The sequence below is a fragment of the Helicobacter canis genome (genome assembly GCF_008693005.1).
GTDB classification, from domain to species: domain Bacteria; phylum Campylobacterota; class Campylobacteria; order Campylobacterales; family Helicobacteraceae; genus Helicobacter_B; species Helicobacter_B canis.
The window spans coordinates 37,282-58,340 of sequence record NZ_VXKE01000010.1; the positions used below are offsets into that span (position 1 = coordinate 37,282).

16 protein-coding genes and 1 tRNA gene are annotated in these 21,059 nt (G+C 46.8%); 13 read left to right on the plus strand and 4 right to left on the minus strand.

Features of this window, described 5'->3' with window-relative positions; translation table 11 throughout:
• Positions 1-113: 113 nt before the first annotated feature.
• The 6 genes from F4V45_RS03465 (at position 114) to F4V45_RS03485 (ending at position 4,072) form a co-directional block, all read left to right on the plus strand.
• Entirely contained in the window at positions 114-1,088 is a 975-nt protein-coding gene (locus F4V45_RS03465; protein WP_150337078.1) for a DUF4422 domain-containing protein, read from the plus strand.
• Between the two features lie 112 nt (positions 1,089-1,200).
• Entirely contained in the window at positions 1,201-1,392 is a 192-nt protein-coding gene (locus F4V45_RS09380) for a hypothetical protein (protein ID WP_170235149.1), read from the plus strand.
• The gene (locus tag F4V45_RS03470; RefSeq protein ID WP_170235150.1) at positions 1,379-2,152 is read left to right on the plus strand and encodes a DUF4422 domain-containing protein; all 774 of its coding nucleotides are present in this window, start codon (positions 1,379-1,381) and stop codon (positions 2,150-2,152) included. Before F4V45_RS09380 ends, F4V45_RS03470 begins: the two co-directional genes overlap by 14 nt.
• 10 nt (positions 2,153-2,162) lie before the next feature.
• On the plus strand, positions 2,163-3,269 hold the full coding sequence (glf, locus tag F4V45_RS03475; RefSeq protein WP_407925326.1) for a UDP-galactopyranose mutase: 1,107 nt from the start codon (positions 2,163-2,165) through the stop codon (positions 3,267-3,269).
• Positions 3,270-3,305: 36 nt separating this feature from the next.
• The gene (locus F4V45_RS03480) at positions 3,306-3,527 is read left to right on the plus strand and encodes a hypothetical protein (RefSeq protein WP_150337081.1); all 222 of its coding nucleotides are present in this window, start codon (positions 3,306-3,308) and stop codon (positions 3,525-3,527) included.
• Positions 3,528-3,589: 62 nt separating this feature from the next.
• On the plus strand, positions 3,590-4,072 hold the full coding sequence (locus F4V45_RS03485; protein WP_246144989.1) for an FkbM family methyltransferase: 483 nt from the start codon (positions 3,590-3,592) through the stop codon (positions 4,070-4,072).
• Positions 4,073-4,568: 496 nt separating this feature from the next.
• Here the strand turns inward: F4V45_RS03485 and gap are convergent, their stop codons facing one another.
• Entirely contained in the window at positions 4,569-5,618 is a 1,050-nt protein-coding gene (gene gap / locus F4V45_RS03490; RefSeq protein WP_150337083.1) for a type I glyceraldehyde-3-phosphate dehydrogenase, read from the minus strand.
• Positions 5,619-5,806: 188 nt separating this feature from the next.
• On the opposite strand from gap, the gene carB reads away from it, so the two are divergent.
• From carB to F4V45_RS03510, 4 genes are all read left to right on the plus strand, one after another.
• The gene (gene carB, locus F4V45_RS03495; protein WP_150337084.1) at positions 5,807-9,355 is read left to right on the plus strand and encodes a carbamoyl-phosphate synthase large subunit; all 3,549 of its coding nucleotides are present in this window, start codon (positions 5,807-5,809) and stop codon (positions 9,353-9,355) included.
• On the plus strand, positions 9,352-10,002 hold the full coding sequence (locus tag F4V45_RS03500; protein WP_150337085.1) for an L-threonylcarbamoyladenylate synthase: 651 nt from the start codon (positions 9,352-9,354) through the stop codon (positions 10,000-10,002). The genes carB and F4V45_RS03500 overlap by 4 nt, the downstream gene beginning before the upstream one ends.
• A gap of 30 nt (positions 10,003-10,032) precedes the next feature.
• Positions 10,033-11,784 (plus strand): hypothetical protein, encoded by a 1,752-nt coding sequence (locus F4V45_RS03505; protein WP_150337086.1) that lies wholly within the window; start codon positions 10,033-10,035, stop codon positions 11,782-11,784.
• Positions 11,785-11,854: 70 nt separating this feature from the next.
• A tRNA-Lys gene (locus F4V45_RS03510) sits at positions 11,855-11,930 on the plus strand.
• Positions 11,931-12,014: 84 nt separating this feature from the next.
• Here the strand turns inward: F4V45_RS03510 and rmuC are convergent.
• Positions 12,015-13,355, minus strand: a complete 1,341-nt coding sequence (rmuC, locus tag F4V45_RS03515; protein ID WP_150337087.1) for a DNA recombination protein RmuC — start codon at positions 13,353-13,355, stop codon at positions 12,015-12,017.
• 87 nt (positions 13,356-13,442) lie between these two features.
• Positions 13,443-13,598, minus strand: coding sequence for a hypothetical protein (locus F4V45_RS09385; RefSeq protein ID WP_170235144.1), 156 nt, complete (start codon positions 13,596-13,598; stop codon positions 13,443-13,445).
• 204 nt (positions 13,599-13,802) lie between these two features.
• Here F4V45_RS09385 and F4V45_RS03520 point away from each other — a divergent pair, with 204 nt between their 5' ends.
• On the plus strand, positions 13,803-16,493 hold the full coding sequence (locus tag F4V45_RS03520) for an ankyrin repeat domain-containing protein (protein ID WP_150337088.1): 2,691 nt from the start codon (positions 13,803-13,805) through the stop codon (positions 16,491-16,493).
• Between the two features lie 31 nt (positions 16,494-16,524).
• Here F4V45_RS03520 and F4V45_RS03525 read toward each other — a convergent pair whose 3' ends face one another.
• Entirely contained in the window at positions 16,525-17,397 is an 873-nt protein-coding gene (locus tag F4V45_RS03525; RefSeq protein WP_150337089.1) for a hypothetical protein, read from the minus strand.
• A gap of 62 nt (positions 17,398-17,459) precedes the next feature.
• Here F4V45_RS03525 and glyS point away from each other — a divergent pair, with 62 nt between their 5' ends.
• Both glyS and F4V45_RS03535 read left to right on the plus strand, forming a co-directional pair.
• Complete coding sequence (gene glyS / locus F4V45_RS03530) at positions 17,460-19,670, plus strand: glycine--tRNA ligase subunit beta (protein ID WP_170235151.1); 2,211 nt, start codon at positions 17,460-17,462, stop codon at positions 19,668-19,670.
• 7 nt (positions 19,671-19,677) lie between these two features.
• The gene (locus F4V45_RS03535; protein ID WP_150337091.1) at positions 19,678-21,024 is read left to right on the plus strand and encodes an outer membrane family protein; all 1,347 of its coding nucleotides are present in this window, start codon (positions 19,678-19,680) and stop codon (positions 21,022-21,024) included.
• Positions 21,025-21,059 lie beyond the last annotated feature (35 nt).

Sequence of the window (21,059 nt, forward strand, 5' to 3'; positions counted from 1 at the left end):
TTGCGGCGTGCCTGTATCAAAAAAAAAAAAAAACAGCTATAATTCCGCCAATTCACACGATCGCAGCCCAAAGCGCGCATTTGAGATCGAAACTTTCACACTTAGGAAAACTTATGCCAGAGCCCAGTCCAAGCCCCCACGCCACGATCCTTGTGTGCTACCATAAATTTTCTAAGCCTATCATCGCTAGCGAGATCCTGCGCCCTATCATTGTCGGCGCGGCGAATATGGGCGAAGAAGCAAAGATCCTGCAAGAGAAGCTAGAATCTAAACTGCCTAGGAAATTACGATTAGGGGGGGGGCAGCAGATCGCGCTAGATTCTAGCGGGGAGAATATCTCTCATCTCAACCCCCACTTCTGCGAGCTTACGGCGATGTATTGGGCGTGGAAAAATGTGGATTCTAGCTATTATGGGCTGTTTCACTACCGCAGAGTGCTGGATTTAAGCGAGCGAGCTCAGCATATCCGCACCGACTATCCTATCATTGTCTCGCCTCGCAGCTACAACCCCGAGCGCCAAGGGCTCACAAGCGAGAATATCACTAAGCTTTTAGGGCAATACGACATAATCCTCCCACAAGGCTACAAAAACCACTACGATCTCCCTTGTGATGAAGGGCTTGATAATTATGGAATCTATGCGCACTACCACTATGCCAAGGATTTAGACAGGATCATCGAGCTTATCAAATCTCGCCACCCAGAAATGCAAGCTGTGCTAGAATCCACTCTTTTCACCTATCCGCCTAAGTGGCATATCGCTAATGTATTTATAATGCGCAAGGATTTGTATAATGAGTATTGCCAGTGGCTTTTCTCTCTGCTTTTTGATTTAAGCAAGGAGACTGATTTAAGCGACTATACCCCTTATCAAGCTAGGATTTATGGCTTTTTAAGTGAGAGAATGTTTAATATCTGGCTCGCTTATCGCAAGCAAAGAGAGAATCTAAAAATCCTAGAAGCACCGATGCTGCTCTTTGCCAAGCATACTAAGCCCCTAATCGGCTGGGATACAAACTCTCTATACAAGCGATTCTACTTCTTTGGGCTGCGTTTGTATAAAGCCCCCATTAAGCCTAAGAGCTAGAATCCACTTTTGAAAGGTTGATTTTAGCACGATTCTAAGGGTTGCGGTGGGACTGTGGTTGATTGCTCACCCAAGACTCAATCGCAAATCCACTTTACAAAGGACATCAACAATGCCTAACTTACCGCCCAAGTCATTACACATTCTAGTTTGCACCCACCAAGATAGCTATATCTATGGCAGCGAGATCCTGCGCCCTATCATTGTCGGCGCGGCAAATATGGGGGAAGAGAGAGTGCAAAGCTTGCAAAAAAGTATCGCGGCTAAAACGGGGGGGGGGGGAGCAGATTTTGCTAGATTCTAGCGGCGATAATATCAGCCACCTAAACGCAAATTTCTGCGAGCTTACGGCGATGTATTGGGCGTGGAAAAATGTGGATTCTAGCTATTATGGGCTGTTTCACTACCGCAGAGTGCTGGACTTTAGCGGCAAGATTAGACGCAAAAAACGCCTTGATGTCAATCGCAAATCAATCGCGCCTAAGAATATCGCTAAAACTTTCAAGCTCGATCGCCCAAGCATACTCAAAAGCCTAGAAAAGTCCCCCATAGTCCTAGCTAGCCCTATGATCGTCCCGCACGGCTTTGAGCTCTCACACGCGATGAATCAATACGAGATTTACGCACGCGATCATCGCAAGAGGGATTTAGACATTGTCATAGACATTATCCGCGAGCGATTTCCGCATTTGGTCGAGTCTATGGAAGCAGTGCTTTTCACGCCCGGCACGCCTCTTAGCTGGTGCAATATGTTTATAATGCGCAAAGATCTCTACCACGAATATTGCGCATTTCTCTTTGGCACTCTGCTAGAAGCAAGCCAAAGAATCGACCTAAGCGGCTATAATGCCTACCAAAGCCGCATTTATGGCTTTATCGCCGAGCGGCTGCTCAATATCTTTGCGCGGTATAAGAGCTTCTCTGCTGGGATTATGCCAAGCTACAAGCACCACTTCGAGCTAAAAGAGCCTAAGCCACTCTTTGGCGCGCAGGTTACAGGCGATACCAAGCGCATTTATGCCTTTGGGCTGCGCGTGCATAAATCTAGGCTACAAAAATCTTAAAGGAGCAAATGTGAGAAATCTCATCATAGGCGCAGGGCTTAGCGGACTTGTGCTAGCAGAGCGGCTAGCAAATGATAGGGGCGAAGAAGTTCTACTCATCGATAGGCGCGATCACATCGGCGGGAATTGTGCGGATAAGGATTGGGGCGGGATTTTGGTGCATAGCTATGGGGCGCATATTTTCCACACCAAAAGCCCTGAAGTGTGGGAGTATATCACGCGCTTTGCTCTTTTCTACCCCTATATGCACAAGGTCTTTGGGCTAGTGCAAGGGCAGCTAATCCCTATCCCTTTCAATCTCAACGCCTTGAACGCCATTTTCCCCCACTCTCAAGCACAAGAGCTAGAATCCACTTTATTACGCACCTTTGGCTTTGGCTCTAGGGTGAGTATTTTAGAGCTAAGGAAGCATAAAGAGCTAGAGACAATCGCAGAGTTTATCTATGAAAATATCTTTTATCACTACACTTTGAAGCAGTGGCAGTGCGCGCCTGAAGAGCTAGACCCTAGCGTGTTTGAGCGCGTGCCAATCATCATCGCTAAAGATGATCGCTACTTCCCAGCCGACCCATATCAAGGCATACCATTAGAGGGATATAGCGCGGCGTTTGCCAAGATGATTACAAGCAAGCGCATAGAAGTGCGGCTAGGCATTGAGTTTGCCGAGCTAGAATCTAGCGGGATTGATGTGGGGGCATTTGATAGGGTGTTTTATAGCGGGGCGATTGATGAGTATTTTGGCTATAAATTTGGCGAGCTACCCTACCGCAGCCTAGAGCTAAAGACACTGCGCCTAGAGAGAGAGTATTTTGGCAGCAGCTCTGTCATCAACTACCCTAAAAACTACGACTTCACGCGCATAATCGAGCATAAATACTTCCTAGATACCAAATCTCCTCACACCATCATCACCTATGAATACCCCAAAAAGTGGCGACTTGGCGATGAGCGATACTACCCCCTGCCCACCCAAGCCGCCAAAGCCGCCTATGAAGCCTACGCCAAGGAAGCCAAAAAGCTTAAAAATGTCTTTTTCATCGGGCGTTTGGGGGCTTACCAATACTACGATATGGACAAGGCGATAGAAGCAGCACTTAATCTCTATGCAAGCTTGTAGCGATACAATTCGCACATTTCACCACAAGGAGACACAATGCTACACATTCTAAAGCGCAAGCTAACGACACTTCGCCATCTGCTAAGCCAGCTCCACAGGCTTCCCTACTTGCAAGAAGCCCTAGCCGATCCAAATGGGCTTGGTGGCTTGCAGCTACGGCTCTTTAATGCGCACATTCCGCAAGCATACTACGGGATTTTCTACAATATGCTTCTACACACTGATAAAAACTCCTTAAGGGGGGGGGGCAGAATCTAGCTAGCCACAAGCCTGTCTGTGTCGATTGTGGTGCGCACGCTGGGCTCATTAGCGATATTATCCTGCGATGTGGTGGGGTTGTCCATAGCTTCGAGCCTAATCCTTTCCTTTTCAAACTCCTAGAATCTAAATATGCTAATTACACCGATGTCATCTTGCACAACGCCGCGCTCTCCACGCAAAATGGGCAAATGGAGCTACACCTTGACTCACTCGTCTCACAAGGAAGCTACCTTGCAGGCAGTGGGGATAGCAGAGACTGGGAGTGCGGGATCACTCATCAAGTAAAGACCATAGACCTATGCGAGTATTTGCAAAAGCTTTTGCAAGAAGTCCCTAGAATCTACTTCCTAAAAATCGATATAGAAGGCGCGGAGTTTGAGATTATGCATAAGCTTTTAGACCTAGACTTGCACGAGAAAATCAAGTATATCGCGTGCGAGACACACGAGCGGTATTTCAGCGATGGAGAGCAAAAGATAAGCGACCTACGCGCGCACATCGCTAGCAAAAATGCGAAAAATATCTTGCTTGATTGGATTTAGATTCTAGGAGCTAGAATCTAAACGCTGTGGATTACTAAAGAAGCTGTGGCTGCGCCTTGCTTTGCCACGCCACTGCTAGCGCAGCGGCTCGCAATGACAAAGCTTAAATTCTAGCTCTATCTTGCTCGCGGTAGGATTTTCAAAAGTGGATTCTAGGGTTTGCAATTTGCTATCGCCCTGCAAAAGATTCTAAGATTTGCGGTGGGGCTGTGGTTGCTTTGCGGATTTTCTAAAGAAACTTCGCTTCGCTCGTTTTGGGGAAGGTTAGCGACCTTGGCGGTCGTGCCTTTCACAAAATCCGCAACACTGCGAAACACAAAACTGAAAGCGTGAGATAGCCAAGCAACTAGGCAGCAAGATTTTCAAAAGTGGATTCTAGGATTGTAGATGAGAAATCGGGGCTTTGCAAGCGCGTGCAAGGGCGCATACTAAAGCGTATGTAACCGCAGCGCGCGTGAAGCAATCGCCGATTTATCGCTACAAGCCGAATCCACCATTAAAGCACATAGTGCGCTATGTCGATAATCCTATGCGCATACCCCCACTCATTATCATACCACGCCATAACCTTGCACATATTCCCTAGCGTGAAGCTTAAATCCTGCGCGACAATCGCACTACGCGTATCGTTGATAAAATCACTGCTCACCCCATAGCTAGAATCTATGCCCAAAATCCCCTTTAACGCGCCCTTAGATTCTGCTTCAAAAAGCTCATTGATCACGCTAGAATCCACCTTTTGCGATAAATACGCGCTTAGATCTACCATAGAGACATCAGCCACAGGCACGCGCACACTATGCCCGTGGATTTTATCCTTTAGGCTTGGTAGGACTTTGTAGAGAGCTTTTGCCGCGCCTGTGGAAGTAGGGATAATGTTTAGCCCAGCGGCACGCGAGCGGCGTTTATCACTTGCGTGAGCGACATCTAAAAGGCTTTGGTCATTGGTGTAGCTGTGGATTGTTGTAAGGCTTGCACGATCGATCCCAAACTCCCTCTCAAGCACCATAGCAATGGGAGCTAGGCAGTTTGTCGTGCAAGAAGCATTGGAGATGATTTGCTGCCCAGAATATGCAGTGTGATTAACCCCTAGCACAAAGGTAGCGGTATCATCAGTAGCTGGTGCAGAGATGATGACGCGCTTGACACCTTTATCAAGGTGGTGGGCGACATCGCTAGAGCGCAAAAATAGCCCGCTAGATTCTACCACTACTTCTGCCCCTAGCGCGCCAAAGTCTAGCTCCAGCGGATTTGCGCAGGAAAATAGCGGAATTTCGCGCAGGATTTGGGGGGCTTGCTTGGTGGATAAATCTTGCAAGGCTTGATCTTGGCACTTTTGCTCGATGACAAGCGCATTATAGGGGCTGCCTTGCTTAAATCGCACGCTTTGTCCTAGTGCGCCGTGCATAGAATCTTTCTCAAACAAATAGGCTAGATTCTCACTATTTGCTATGTCATTGACCCCTACTATTTCTACGCCTTTTGCAAGTGCAGCGCGTGCGATCGCTCGCCCAAGTCGTCCAAATCCATTGATAGCAATCTTCATCAATGCGCCTTTGTAGGTGGGAATTTTGCGCGTATTATACACCACTTCACACACATTGCGCGCCCTTAGGCTTTAGCAAAGATTTATTAGACTTCGCCTATAATGGCTAGATTTTTTGCCCGCCTAGATTCTACTTACAGATTCTACTTTGCAAGCGCAAAGAGTTAGACTTCACATAGGAGCTTTCAATGCCTAAACGCACGGATATTAAAACGATTTTGCTCATTGGCTCAGGTCCCATTGTCATAGGGCAGGCGTGTGAGTTTGACTACTCGGGCACGCAAGCGGCTAAAACGCTCAAAAGCTTGGGGTATCGCGTGGTGCTTATTAACTCCAACCCCGCTACGATTATGACAGACCCAGAGCTAGCCGATCGCACCTACATCGAGCCAATTACTAAAGAAGTCGTGCATAACATTATCAAGCTTGAGAGAGTCGATGCGATTTTGCCCACGATGGGCGGACAAACCGCGCTTAATATCGCTATGGAGCTGCACGAGAGTGGGCTGCTAGAGGGCGTGCAGTTTTTAGGAGCGAAGCCAGAAGCGATCAAAAAGGGGGAAGATCGCCAAGCATTCAAAGAAGCAATGCTAAAGATAGGAATGGATCTGCCCAAAAGCCACTACGCCTATACAGAAGAAGAAGCCCTAAAGGCTGCTAATGACATCGGCTTCCCGCTCATTATCCGCGCGAGCTATACGCTAGCAGGCGGGGGCAGCGGCGTGGCGTATAATATCGAGGAGTTTAAGGCATTGGCAAAGGCTGGGCTAGAGGCAAGCCCTATTAGTGAGATTCTCATCGAAGAGTCTTTGCTAGGCTGGAAAGAGTATGAAATGGAGGTTATCCGCGATAGGAATGACAACTGCATCATTGTATGCAGTATTGAAAATCTTGACCCTATGGGCGTGCATACAGGGGATTCTATCACCATAGCCCCAGCACTCACACTTACAGATAAAGAGTATCAAAGAATGCGCGATGCGAGCTTCAAAATCCTAAGAGAAATTGGCGTAGATACAGGCGGGAGCAATGTGCAGTTTGCCATAAATCCCAAAAATGGCAGAATGACGGTGATTGAGATGAATCCGCGCGTATCACGCAGCTCCGCGCTTGCGAGCAAAGCCACAGGCTACCCCATCGCCAAGATTGCCACCTTGCTAGCGGTGGGCTTTAGCCTAGATGAGATACAAAACGACATTACCGGCACGCCTGCTAGCTTTGAGCCTAGCATTGATTATATCGTTACCAAAATCCCGCGCTTTACCTTTGAGAAGTTTCCAAAGGCAGATTCTACCCTTAGCACGAGTATGAAGTCTATCGGCGAGGTTATGGCGATTGGCGGGAGCTTTAAAGAGAGCTTGCAAAAGGCGTTATGCAGCCTAGAGTGTGGCTACTATGGGCTAAACTCACTCACAGATGACCTAAGCCTAGCGCGTAAAGAAACCCGCCGCCCAAATGCGCAGCGGCTACTCTATATGGCAGATTGCTTCCGCTTGGGGCTTAGCGTGGAAGAAGTGCATAGTCTCTGCCAGATTGATAGGTGGTTTCTCCACCAAATTAGCGAGCTAGTCGCCGCGCAAGAGTCTATCACCAGCGATGTGCTAAATGACCCAGCAAAGCTACGCCGCCTAAAGTCGCAAGGCTTTAGCGATAAGATGATTTGCTACGAGCTGGAGAGAAAAGAGCGGCTAGAGATAAGCGAGAGCGAGCTTTATAATTTGCGCAAAGAAATGGGCATAGTCGCTGTGTATGAAGAGGTGGATACTTGTGCGGCGGAGTTTCTTGCGAAGACGCCTTATCTCTACTCAACTTTCACCTTAATGGATTCAGCTTTACTAAAGAAACCTGCTGCGGCTGCGCCTTGCACCGCTTCGCTGGTTTTGGGTGAGCATTCCGCAGATTTGGCAAATTTTGGGGCAACCGCAGACCACAATTCTAGCTCTCCGTCATTGCGAGACACTGCGGAAGCAGTGGTGCGGCAATCCGCACAAACCCCAACGCCCAGCGATTCTAAGATTTTAGATGAAAAATGTGGGTTGCAAGGAAAATCACAAGGGAGTTACCTAGATGGTAATGACCGCAGGGATTTTTCGCCGCTCCCGCATTTTTCGCTAAAAGCTGAATCGCCACAAGTAAAAAAGCCAACGCCAGCTAAGGTTATGATTATCGGTGGTGGTCCTAACCGCATCGGTCAAGGCATCGAATTTGATTATTGTTGTGTGCATGCGAGCTTCGCCCTAGCAGATTTGGGCGTGGAGAGCATAATGTATAACTGCAACCCAGAGACCGTAAGCACCGATTATGACACCAGCGATATGCTCTACTTTGAGCCAATTGATTTTGAGTGCGTGCGAGCAGTGATCGAGCGAGAGAATCCCGATGGCATTATCGTGCATTTTGGCGGGCAGACACCGCTAAAGCTCGCCCACTCACTCACCAAAATCCACGCCAACATCATCGGTACAAGTGCCAAAGTCATCGACACTGCCGAAGATAGAGAGAAATTTGCCCACTTTATCAATGCGCTTGGGCTAAAGCAGCCAGAAAATGGCATAGCCTATACCAAAGAGCAAGCCTTCAGCGTGGCAAGCCAGATTAGCTACCCTGTGCTTGTGCGCCCTAGCTATGTGCTAGGGGGGCGGGCTATGCGGATCGTGCAAAATCCCGATGAGCTGCGCGTATATATGGAAGAAGCGGTGAAAGTGAGTGAGGACTCTCCTGTGCTAATTGATAAATTTTTAGACCACGCTATCGAGCTTGATGTCGATGCCATAAGCGATGGCAAGGAAGTGTATATCGGCGGGATTATGCAGCATATCGAAGAAGCAGGAGTGCATTCTGGAGACTCTACGAGCGTGCTGCCAAGCGTGAGTATCGCGGAAAATTTGCTTGATGAAATCCGCCAAAGCACGCGCAAAATCGCCCTAGAGCTAGGCATTGTAGGGCTTATCAATATCCAATACGCTATCCACAAAGACACGCTCTATATCATCGAAGTAAATCCGCGTGCGAGCCGCACTGTGCCATTTGTGAGCAAGGCTAGTGGCATACCGCTGGCAAAGGTCGCTACACGCGTGATGTGGCAGGGCGATTTGCGCGAAGCCTTGCAATTTTATGACAAGCATAAGCGCATAGACTTCACCAAATCTCCCCTAGAATCCAAGCCCTACACACATATCGCAGTCAAAGACTCTGTCTTCCCATTCCACAAGCTTAGTGGCGCAGACTTGCTGCTAGGACCAGAGATGAAAAGCACAGGCGAGGTTATGGGGATTTCCCCAAGCTTTGGGATAAGCTTTGCCAAAGCGCAAAATGCTAGTAAAAACACGCTCCCAACCTCTGGCAAGCTCTTTATCTCCCTAGCAGATTGCGATAAGCCCTATGCCACACAGATTGCAAAAAGCTTCATTGAGCTAGGCTTTAGCGTGTGTGCGACTGAAGGCACGCACAAGATTTTAGAATCCGCAGAGATTCCCTCAACTTGTGTGCTAAAAATCTCGCAAGGTCGCCCTAATATCCAAGACTTGATAATGAATAATGACATCGCGCTTGTGATAAACACCAGCGATGATAGTCAAACCAAAGATGACGCTAGAGAAATCCGCCGCCAAGTGCTTAAAAGCTCTGTGCCATACTTCACCACCATAGCCGCCGCGCTTGTGGGCGCAGAATCTATCCGCGAAATCCAGCAAAATGACATCAACACCCCACGAGCCTTGCAGGATTTTTTTGCTTGAGCGTAGATAAAAAGCAGCGCGAAAAATACGCGCAACGCCCAAGTCAGCTAGGGCAGCACAAAGCGCATAGCTTCAAGCAGCTAGAATACCTACTAACCCAAAGGGGCTTTGTGCGACTGGAGCTATCTTGCGCGCTTAAATTTAGCCTGTGGTATCGCGGAGATCTCGCTTACGCGTGGCTTAAGCACTTTGCTAGTAAAGAAGTGCTGGATTTTTCGCCCATTATTTTGGCGCAAACTGACACCACTGCGGGCTTTCTCTCACTCGATAAGCACAGGCTCAATCGCGCCAAAAACCGCCAAGAAGACCAAGAAATCCTACGCACCTTTGGGAGCTTTGCTGATCTTATGCGATGTAGCCGAGTCCCAAACGCGCATAAACGCTTTATCCGCCAAGCAAGCAAGATAAGCACTATCCTGCCTAATAAAAAATCCTTCCGCGTTGTTAAAGACCCTTTACATATGGAGTTTTTGCGCTATTTTGGGGGGCTTTACTCCACCTCTGCCAATCGCACCAAAGAGCCATTTTCCCTAGAGTTTGCCCTGCAAGTAGCTGATATTATCGCCCTAGATTCTAGGGGGCTGTATGAAGATAAGCCAAGTGCTATCTACCGCCTATCTCGCACGCGCAAACGCCGCACTAGATAGCATAACCCAATCTCACCATAAAGGAATCCTATGACAACACGCCAGATAAACGGGGGGGGGGGGAATAACGCCCACCTAAGCTATACCCCTAGTAACTCCAACGCCTCCCACAATCCAGCCCCCTACCCACGCTGGTTTTATGCTATCTTTGGGCTTTTTATCCTGCTGTATGCGAGCTTTATCATCGCAGACTCTGCTTTCCCTATGCTAAATGGCGATAGTATTTCTTTCTATCAGCAGTTGTTAGAATCCAAAAGCGCGTGGCACGGGCTTGACACAGATATGAAGCGATTTTTCCCCTTTGCTGGGTGGAATCTTGCCCTAATCGCGCAGTTTTCCACTAGTCCTTATGCCTTTATGCTAGGCAATGCCTGCGTGCTTGTGGTGTTTTCGCTCTGTTTTATCTATCTAGCGCGCATGAGTGGGGCTAGGGCATGGTGGTCGCTGGTAATGCTTGTCTGTATCGTGCTAAGTGCTGGTTATACTAAGCTGCTTGTAGAAATCGTCTTCCCAGAGACGACACAAACGATGTTTATGCTGTTATTTTTATGCTGCTGCTTTGGAGTGTATCGGCTAGATGCGAAAGCAGAATCTAGCGCAGATAGCAAGTGCTCTTGGAAAATCTTAGGGCTTGGTGCATTGGCGCTAGTGTTTGGCAATGCTGTTATTTATCTTAAAGAAGTGTCGTTTATCATTGTATCTGGATTTGGGTTTTTGCATGTAGCGCTCTCCTATCTTGCCCAGAAACGCCGCGCAAACTCCCTAGAGAAACGCCCACTCTCTAAGCGCATAATTATCTTTGATAGTCTGCTTATGCTCTCTGGTGTGGTATTTTTGCTTGTCTATGCACTCGCCACGCATGGTGCGCAAAATAACTATGCAAGTGCGGTCGAGGTATTCTCTCCGCTTCGCACAATCATCGTGCTATTCCTTAGCGCACCATTCCTAAGTCTCGCGCTCCCTGTGATTATGGTGCTGCGTGTGCGATCTCTGCTCTCTGGCGAGGCGGAGGTTAATGTGTTTTGGGATTCTTTGGCACTCATCGCGCTTGGCTATATGGGGGCATTTCTTGTGCTTGGCATGGGGAGCTTTCATTATTTCATGCCTGCAAATATTTTAGCCGCTCTCTATCTGCTCTTTTTCCTTGCTAATCACAACTTCACACGCCTAGAAAAGCTCGCTAGAAATCTTGTGCTAGCATTTACAGGCTTTATTCTCTGCACCTCAAGCGTGCCACTAGGCATTCACTATCTAACGCTCAATAAAGCCCAAAATCGCAATATCAACGACACCATGAGCTTCCTGGCAGACTATATCCGTGATCATACACACACTAGAATCTATTTTGAAGGCTTTGGGCGTGGGCGAGATCTTTACTATGGTAGCTGGAGTTATGGGGCGTTTTTCAATATTTTGCCCAGTGTTTATGGCGTGCATAATTTTGACATCGCTAGTAAAGAGCCAAATGGCAAAAACTTTACCCTAGACCTCAAATCACCACTAAGCTTTTTCAACTCCAAGGAAGTGCGCACGCCAGATTCTAGCGACTTGCTTATTATCACAGCACTTAGCGATGTAGGTGTGCTAGATTCTAGGATTGCAGAGCTAGAATCTAGCCACGAGCTACTATTCAAAACAAGCAACCACCCCTATTTCCCACAATACACGCTTATGAGCATAGGGGCAAAGCTTTTGCAAGATTGGCATATCTCCCACCCTTTAAGCAACTATGGCAACCCTTACCGCCTCCCAGCTCAAAGCTATGTTTTCCGCATTCGCTAGGGCAAGAAAGGGGTAAAGTCGCGCCCTTTTGGTGCGATTTTTGAGATTTTCTGCTATAATCGCGCCCTGCGGACGCGTAGCTCAGCTGGTAGAGCAACTGACTCTTAATCAGTGGGTCCAGAGTTCGATCCTCTGCGCGTCCACCACTTTCAATCTCTTTCACCTATACATCAAAATCATCATAGATTCTACAAATGTCAATAGATTTAGATTCTAGCGCGTTATCGCCACTACTCTTGCTCGCTCTCTTGTGTGTCTTGGCTTAGAAGCTTTGAGTTAGGGATTGACTTTTTTGTCTTAGCACCTAGATCTTTTAGCTTATCAAGCCTAGATTCTAGCCCGCCCTTGCCGCGCAGCTTTGTATCCATAGCGACTGCCGCACTTTGCGCACTTTGCAAGCCTCGCGCCATCTTGTCAAAATCGCTGCACACATCGGCAAATTTGTCATAAAACTTCCCAAGCTCTTCAAAGGCTTGCTTGATATTCTTATCGCTTTGGATATGCTGCCAAGTGATAGCAATCGTCTTTAACGCCATAAAAAGCGTATGTGGTGTGGTGAGATAAATCTGCTTAGAATAGGCATAGTTATACAAGCTAGAATCCGCTTCTAAGGCTAGATCTAAGATATTGTTATAGGGGATAAAAAGCAGCACAAAGTCATAGGCATTTTCTATGTCCTTATAGGGCTTGCTCGCTAGCTCATCAATGCGCGCTTTGAGATTTTGCGCGATTTCTTGGGTGTTTATCTCTGTCTCATCATCGCAAGTTATGGCATTTGGCAGGGGGAATTTGGCGTCAATGATGATGTTGCGCTTGTCATCAAGGCGGACAATCGCATCAGGGATATATCGCCCACCTTGCGTGTGGAGCTGCTCTTGGAGGCTATATTGTCTGCCTTCAATGAGTCCGCTACTCTCAAACACTCTTTTAAGCTGCAGCTCGCCGAAGTTTCCGCGCAGCTTTTTATCACCCTTTAGAATCCGCCCTAGCTCTTGCGCGCTTTTGCTCATCTCTTGGGAGTATTTGAAGGCGTTGTCGATGTTTTCTTTGAGCTTGGCTTCGTTTTGCAAAAGGGTCTTTTGATACTCTTCCACGCGCGTTTTTATAGGCGTGAAAACCTCATCTAAAATCGCTTTAGAATCCTTGCTAAGTGCGAGCTTGTTTTCATTCAGCAAGGCGGTCTTTTGCAGCTCTAGATTCTTGGCTAGCTCATTTTGCAAGGTGCTTATGGAGAGTTTATATTGAGATTCTAGCTTGGAGAGATCTTGCTCATATTTATCTTGCAGCTCTGTCTTTTGGCGAGCAGAGTCTGCGCGCTGCTCTTGGAGCCGCTCATTGGCAGTAGTGAGCGTGGCTTTTAAGCTGGCGATTTCTTGGAGTGCTTGGATATGGCTAGATTCTAGGGATTTGGCAGTGGATTCTAGGGCTTGGGTTTTAGTAGCAATCTCTTGGCGAAGTGTCTCGCTTAAATGCAGGGCTTTTTGTGCGGCGATATAGCGTGCATAGAGCAAAGCCCCTGCCCCACCTAATGCAAACAACGCAATAAGCAAAATACTATCAAGCAATGTCATAGTGATCCTTGTGATCAAGTAGTATTGTGTAAGTGCTGGGTATTGTAGCGTAGAATGTAGTGTAAATATGCCCCATAAGGGGCTTAGTTATTTCTTTTTAGGCTTAGGCGGATTATTGTCTCTGCCACCGCCACTTGGGTTACCGGTTGTAGAAGGCCACCCAGCTTTTCCTTTTCCCACCGCAATGCCAATAGGTCCCATTGGCTTATGGGGATTAGGTTTAGGTGTGATATATGTTCTCATTGCTCTCTCCTTTCATAAATTTGCAATGACTCTGCAGACATTGCAAGGTGGATTCTAGTAAAAGACTCTCATAAATGCACGAAACAAGAGCGACACGAATTTACAAAGCTAGAATCTTAACGCTGCAGTTTCTTGTCATTGGCTTTTCTTACACCAATAAGATCGCTTAGATACAATATTTATATCGCCAAACTAAGGAGCTATATGAAAACATTTGCGAGATTTTATGGCGCAAGCGAGATCATCTGTGAGCTATGTAAAATCCTAGAGATTCCACACGGCAGCAAAGAGCTTGAACGATTAGAGATTCCACACTATGGAAGCAAAAAGCTTGAGCGATTTAGGAAAAATGACGAGCTATCCTTGCGTGAGTATGGGGGTATGCGCGATACACTTATAAAGTGTATCGCTTCTGTGCTTCGCACTGATGATCTGCACTCACTTGAAGCGATTTTGGGCAATGCCTTAGAGTATTATGAAAAATATTGCGGGCATATAGAGACACTAGGTGCTAGCCAAAAGCAGCTTGACTTTGCTACTTTGGTGCATTTTGTGATCCCTTTTGTCGCGCCATTGTTTGAATACATTATGGATAGCAAGCACGAGGGCTTAATAATCGATAGGATTTTGCCTGAAATAATTGGGGGGGGGGGGGAGCAAAGCGCAGTGCAAAAAGCCCTTGTCCTTATCACAAATGATGTGGATTTAAAGAAATATTGTGAAATAAGTGGGGATCACAATAGAATCCTTACAACACTGCTAATCAACACCAACAGTGCCCAAGCCCAAGATGCCAGCGATATAAAAAGTGATGAAACTCTAGGCAAAAGTGTCGCAAACTGGCTTAATGGCAGCCACACACCAAGCCACAAATCTATCCAAGCCATCAGCCAGATTGCTTCATATTGTGAAAACCTATCGCCAACGCAAATTAGCTCGCTGCTCCATATCGCCAAGCTTGTTGATGGCTTTTTCAACTGGGCAGGGAAATACTTCGGCAAGGAACTTTGTGAAGTGCTTGTCGCGCACTATCGGCTTATGAATGTGTTTGGTGTTTTGGAGAGTAGAGGGCTATTAGAGCAAGTGCTAAATACCTGTGCTAGCCAAGCACACGGAGCAAAAAACGCTCTTAATATACTAGCAGATTATTTTGCTCACAATATCTTTGAAATATGTATGCTAAAAAATATCAATCAAATACCCCAAGAAGCCTTGAAAAACTTCGCCAAGCAGCTAGGATACCGCTTCCACATTGCACATAAGCACTACTTTGAGTATATTGACTTTTTTGTGCCTTCTCGTGCATTTGTCCCCACTTGTGGTGATAAGATTTTAGATTGTGCAATATATCTGCAATCGTGTATGCAGGCTTTGACAAATCCAAAGCACATTATCAGCTTTACAGAGCCACAGATTCTAGAGCTTCTTGACAAGTCGTTTGAGAGCTATGCTAAGGCGCAGGGCAAGCTTTTTACAGCAAGCTTGCCAGATAAGCCGCTTAATGAAAAGGCATTTACCGATGGGCTAGAGGAAGTAAAAAGCCTAAATGCTTATAAAAATGATCCATATCTGCACTTTATGCAAGGGAGGTTCTACGCTCATAAAGCGCGAAACTCTCACACCAAGCAAAAAGAGCTACTGAAGCTAGCCCAAGAGCATTATCTAAATGCCTTAGAGTATGGCAAAGGCGTAATGGGGGAAAATTATAAAAAAGTAGTAGAAGAAGGTATGGCAGTTAGTGCCAATCTCACACGCCAAAACACACTTGATGTCAATAACGCCAAAGCACCTTTGAGTAAATTCTACAAAAATGCGTATTTTTTAGGGCTAGTGAGTCAGGCAGATGATGTGGGGTATTTGGTGCAGTATTTTAGGCATAAATTTACACTGCTATTCTACAAAGATGAGCAAGGGATCTTAGAGCAAAAGCGTGCAAAAAAGCAGGAGAAGAAGTTTGCACTTTTCTCGCCTAATCACTTTACAACCGATGATGAAACGCTAAAAAATCTACCCATAGATTTTACAAAGCCTAATAAAATGCTCACAATTTACCCTAATCCCGTTAGCCAGCTTGCACACACTTGCGGAATCCTTGATGTAGAATCTAGCAAAAGGCTTATAGATTCTGGGGCTGATGTAAATTGGCGTAAAGATGATGGGGGAAGTGTGCTGATATTTGCATTACAAGGCTTGGGCGAGCCTGAGCGACAACACTACAATGAGGAGCAAAAGCAAAAAGCCCTAGAGCTTTGCGCACTGCTTATCCCAAAGATGAGCCAAGAAGCCCTAAACACAAGACTAAGGAAGAAAAAGCACACCGCGCTATCGCTTGCTATTGCTCTAGGGCTTGTGGAAGTAGCGAAGCTGCTGCTAGATTCTGGGGCGGATATGGACGCACACACTTGTGATAGAGATAATCAAAGCGCGCTGTATTACTGCTTACAGTGTATTGCTTGGGCTAAGGGTAATGTGTCTGATCCATCTGCTGCCATATCCGCAATGAGCAAAGAGCAAATTATCGCCGCAAGCAAGGGGAGCCTAAGTGAGTCAATCTTTGATGATGAGACACTACGCAATGCTTATGCAATGTCTAATCACCCAGAGCTATCGCAAGCAACATCAGCAATGATAACCAAAGGGCATAAGCGTTTTCTCCAAGAGCATTATGCAATTTTTGATCTGCTACTAGAATCCACTAGCAATGTCGATAATGTAGAAAAAGATTGCAACGACTTTACCCCACTGCTCTTTGCCACAGAGATTGGCGAAGTGGAATGTGTCAAAAAGCTTATAGCCAAAGGTGCGAATAAAGAGCATAAAAATAGCGATGGCTACAATGCCTATGCGATAGCAGAGCATTTTCATCACATAGAGCTAATGAGCCTTTTGCGCTAGGGATTTATGAGATCTAGGGCTTTAGATTCTACTAATGCCCCTCAAAAATGAGCGTGAAATCTTCAAAGTTGGCATCATAATTGGGGTGGGCTTGATTGCTATTTGGCTGCTTGGAGCCACCCTCTAAAGGCAGATCGACAAAGTCATCAGCATTGTTTGTAGATTTTGGGGCTTGGGGCTTGGGCTTTTGGGCTGCTGGTGGATTTGGCTGCTTGGGGGTAGATTGCTTGGGTGCGATTGGGGTGGGTTTAGCTTGGGGCGTGGCACTTTGTATGCGGCTATTTATGGTGGCAGCGGATTTGTTTTTATCGTGGATTTCTATCAATACGCTTTGATTTTTCACGCGCGAGTATTTGGGGATATAGGATTCTAGGGCGCGGATTTTTTTGCGGATATTTAGGTAGTAGGATTCTGCGAGTTTGTTGCTAGCTCGCTCTTTTTGCCAGCGGAAGCCTTTGTTGTAGGATTTGATGATGTTTTTGTGGTTGCCCTTGTGGTAGCCGTGCCAATACATTAGCGAGTCTAATGCCACTTGACTAGCAAATTTCCTATCATCGATAAGCAGCTGCCCCATAACATTGCGCGTAAAGGGCGTGTCGTTGTAGCTAGAGTAGTATTTGAGCACCACAGGGATATGCGCGTGGTAAAGCCCAGCAGAAGGGTCGCTAAAATTTAGCATATACGCCCCAGCGCAAGACTCCTGCCACGCGATTGCCGCCATTGTGTAGCCCATACCCTTTGGCGCACCAAAGTTATAGGCATAAATGATATGATCTCTTTGTGCTTTGGTGAAGCGATGAGGGTTGGCACACTCTACTTGGGGGAATTTCGCGCTAGGAGCTGCTTGCGATACGCTAAAGGCGCAGCACAGCGCAAGGATTAGGCATAGCATTGGGGATTTCATAAAAGCCTTTTAATATTGGATTTGCTACAATGGCGCATTATACCCAAAGACTAAGGACACTAATGTCATCTAGCGATTCGCAAGCAGCTAAAGAGCTGCTAGTAGAGATTCTCACAGAAGAGCTTCCCGCACTTCCCTTTCTCAAAGAGTGGGGCAATATCGCGCAAAAGTGGGAACAAGCTTTGGCAAATACGCATTTACAAGCCCCTTGTGAGCTGCACTATACACCGCGCAGGATTGCTATTTATAGTCGCGCATTCCCCACGCATACTACTGCGCAGACACAAGAGCTCTATGGTCCGCCTTTAGAGATAGCTTTCATCAATGGTGATAGGGCGCAGGGACTTAGCAAAGCAGGGCTAGGATTTTGCAAAAAGGCAGGGATTGATGAGAGTGAGCTAGTGGGTAATTTAGACGCTAATCTAGCGCAAAAAGACGGCAAGCAAGTCCTCTATGTCCGCAAGCTCCAAGCCGGACTAGAATCTAAGCAAGTGCTAGGAGAAGTAGTAGCGGCATTTGTGCGCTCTTTGCACTTTGGCAAGAGTATGCGCTGGGGAGACGCTCAAGAGGGTAGTGGGAGTGAGAGCTTTATCCGCCCAATCCGTAATATTATGATACTGCTAGGTGGAGAGCCTATCGCCGCTAAAGCGGGTAATAAGATTTTTGGGCAGGGCTTCTTGCCAGCCACACTCCTACACCGCTCCTACAAGCCACAAGAGCAAGACCTACTAGAATCTAGCTGTGATAATGCCGCGCAAGAAGCGTGGGTGAAAATCACAGGGCTTGATGCATATTTAGACAAGCTTAGCAATGGAGGCGTGATCCTTAGCGCAGATGAGAGAGAGAAGCGGATTCTAGCGCAAATTAGAGCGATAGAGTCCGCCCACCAAGTGCAAGTCAAGCTAGATTCTGCGCTGCTAGCGCAAATTGTAGCGATCACAGAGTATCCTACCGCGCTTTTAGGGAGCTTTGATGAGCGGTTTTTGACACTACCAGAAGAAGTGATCACCACCTCGATGAAAGAGCATCAAAAATACTTTAGCGTGTATAAAGATGGTCGGCTATATCAGGGCTTCATAGTCGTGGCGAACGCGCTTTGCGATGATTTTAGCGCGATTATTAGCGGCAATGAGCGCGTGCTAAAAGCGCGGCTAAGCGATGCGAAGTTTTTCTACAACAACGACATAGCAACCCCGCTTGACAAAGCTCCTTTATCCCAAGTGGCTTATATCCAAGGGCTAGGCTCTATGCTTGATAAAGTAGGCAGAGAAGAGCGTGTAGGCGCGTATCTAGCGCGATTATGGGGGCAAGATAGCGCGCTAATCACTCAAGCCCTTGCGTATGCTAAGGCAGATTTGCTTAGTGAAATGGTGGGCGAATTCCCAGAGCTGCAAGGGATTATGGGGCATTACTACGCGCTAGCACAAGGACTTCCACAAGAGCTAGCCCAAGCTATTAAAGAGCAATACCTGCCAAATGGCGAGAACTCTGCGCTGCCAAGCAGCAAAATAAGCGCGATTGTAGCCCTTAGTGGGAAGCTTGAGAGCTTGCTTGGGCTTTTTAGCCTAGGCACAATCCCTAGTGGCTCAAAAGACCCCTTTGCCTTGCGGCGTGCGGCAAATGGCGTGGTAAAAATCGTGCTAGAGTGGAATCTAGCCTTTGATATAAAGCAGATTCTAATAGATTTAGCCAAAGAGTGCGGCTATGCCATTAGCCAAGAGAATCTAGCGCGCTTGCAAGGGTTTATCATCGAGCGGCTAGAATCCATTTTAGACATACCAGCCCAAATTTTCCGCTCCGCTTCAAGGGGGACAAGCACGGATCTCTGCACTATTGCTAATAATGCTAAAGCCCTAGAATCTTTGCTAGCGCGCGATGATAGAGAAGCACTTATCGCAGTCTTTAAGCGCGTGGCAAATATCACCAAAGATATTAGCGCGGGTGAGCTAGTAGGATCACACGCGCAAAAGGCGGATTCTAGCGATATAAGCGCGCTACTAGAGATTATTAACACTTCGCTGCTAACGCAACCTGAGCAAGCACTCTATGCGAGATTATGCGAGATAGATTCTGCCAAGCGCGGTGGCAAACTCACGCACTCAAGCGATAAGCTTGCAGCACTCTTTGATTTGCGAGATGTGCTAGAGGCGTTCTTTGATAAAGTGCTTGTTAATGATGATAATCCAGCCCTACGACACAATCGCAAATCACTCCTATATGCGATTTATGCGGATTTCTGCACCATAGGAGATTTGAAGGAATTAGCCATTTAGGATTGCTATGCGTTTGCTATGGGTATGGACTATCATAAGTGCGGCTCTCCTAGCTAGCACACAGCCCCAAGCCCTAGAATCCAGCGCATATATCACCACTGCCCCTAGCCCATCGCTTCATTCTAGTAGTAGTGAGAAATCCGCCCCCTTTTTACAAGTTACAGACATTGACCTAGCCTCTTTCACCACTGCGGCGCATTTGGATTCTACTTTATTTAGCGCGCCCTTTGCCACGGGATATAGTGGGCTATGGGCGAAGCTCTCACTAGAGAGCGAGCGATTTTATGGATTCTACATAGGCACGGAGTTTTCTGCTGTTGGAAAGATTGCCGATAATGCCAAGCGACCCATTACACGCACTGATATGCAAGAAGACCCTAGAATCTACTCTTTGCTTATCAACAACGATGAAGCAAAGGATCTCTTCTACACAAGTGATGATGTGCATTTGCCAGCACTTTTTATCGGCTATGAGCATAAAAATATGGGCTTTCGTGTAGGGCGATATGATGCAGAATATGAGTGGATAGGAGACTACTTAGAAGGTGCGGAGATTTATGGAGATATAAAGGGTGTGCGCGTGGCACTTGGGGGATTCTACCGACAAACTTACGCCAACCCAGCAGAAAACACGCGCTATGGCTACATTAAAGAGCTGTATGAAAAGCATCAAGGCTATGCGATCAATAAACACTTCTACGCTGATGCAAATTACCAAAAAGAGCATTTTGGCGTGCGCTTATATGCAAACTATTTGGCTAGCTTGTATGTCGCTAGCGGACTTGCAGCACACTATAGCAAAGACTTTGGATTCTGGGATTTGGGGATTAAGGCACACGGGACCTTTGTGAGTGCTGGGATACAAGACCCAAACCTTTGTGCTAACCCACAAGTCGCAGAGGAAGTGGGGCTTGCCTGCTATCAAAAGGGTAGCTTTGGCAAGCGTAATGGCGGAGTGGCACATCTTGAAGCACTGCTAGGTTTGGGCTACTTTCATCTATCCCTTGGCGCAGTAGTCAATGACAAAAATCACGCCACAAATCTGCTCCCCATCTATGCGGATAATAACCCGCTTGAATACAACACTTACATTTATGGAGAAGGTGGGCGCACAGGGTATGTCAAGCTGGATTATCGTGGGATTATGCTAGGTAAATCGTGCGAGCTAGGGGGATTTATCGGGCTTGGAAGGACTATGTTCTTCGCCCCTGATGTGCATTACTCTAATCAAGTAGTGGGTGAAGTGGAGCTAGATTTCCCCAAGGTTAAGTGGCATTTAACGCTTGTGTATTTAGATGAAGTGCGCTACTCTAGGACTCTAATAAGCAAGCTATGGATAGGCTATAAATTTTAAGCGATTAACATAATCATTAAAAAATATTTGTAGAA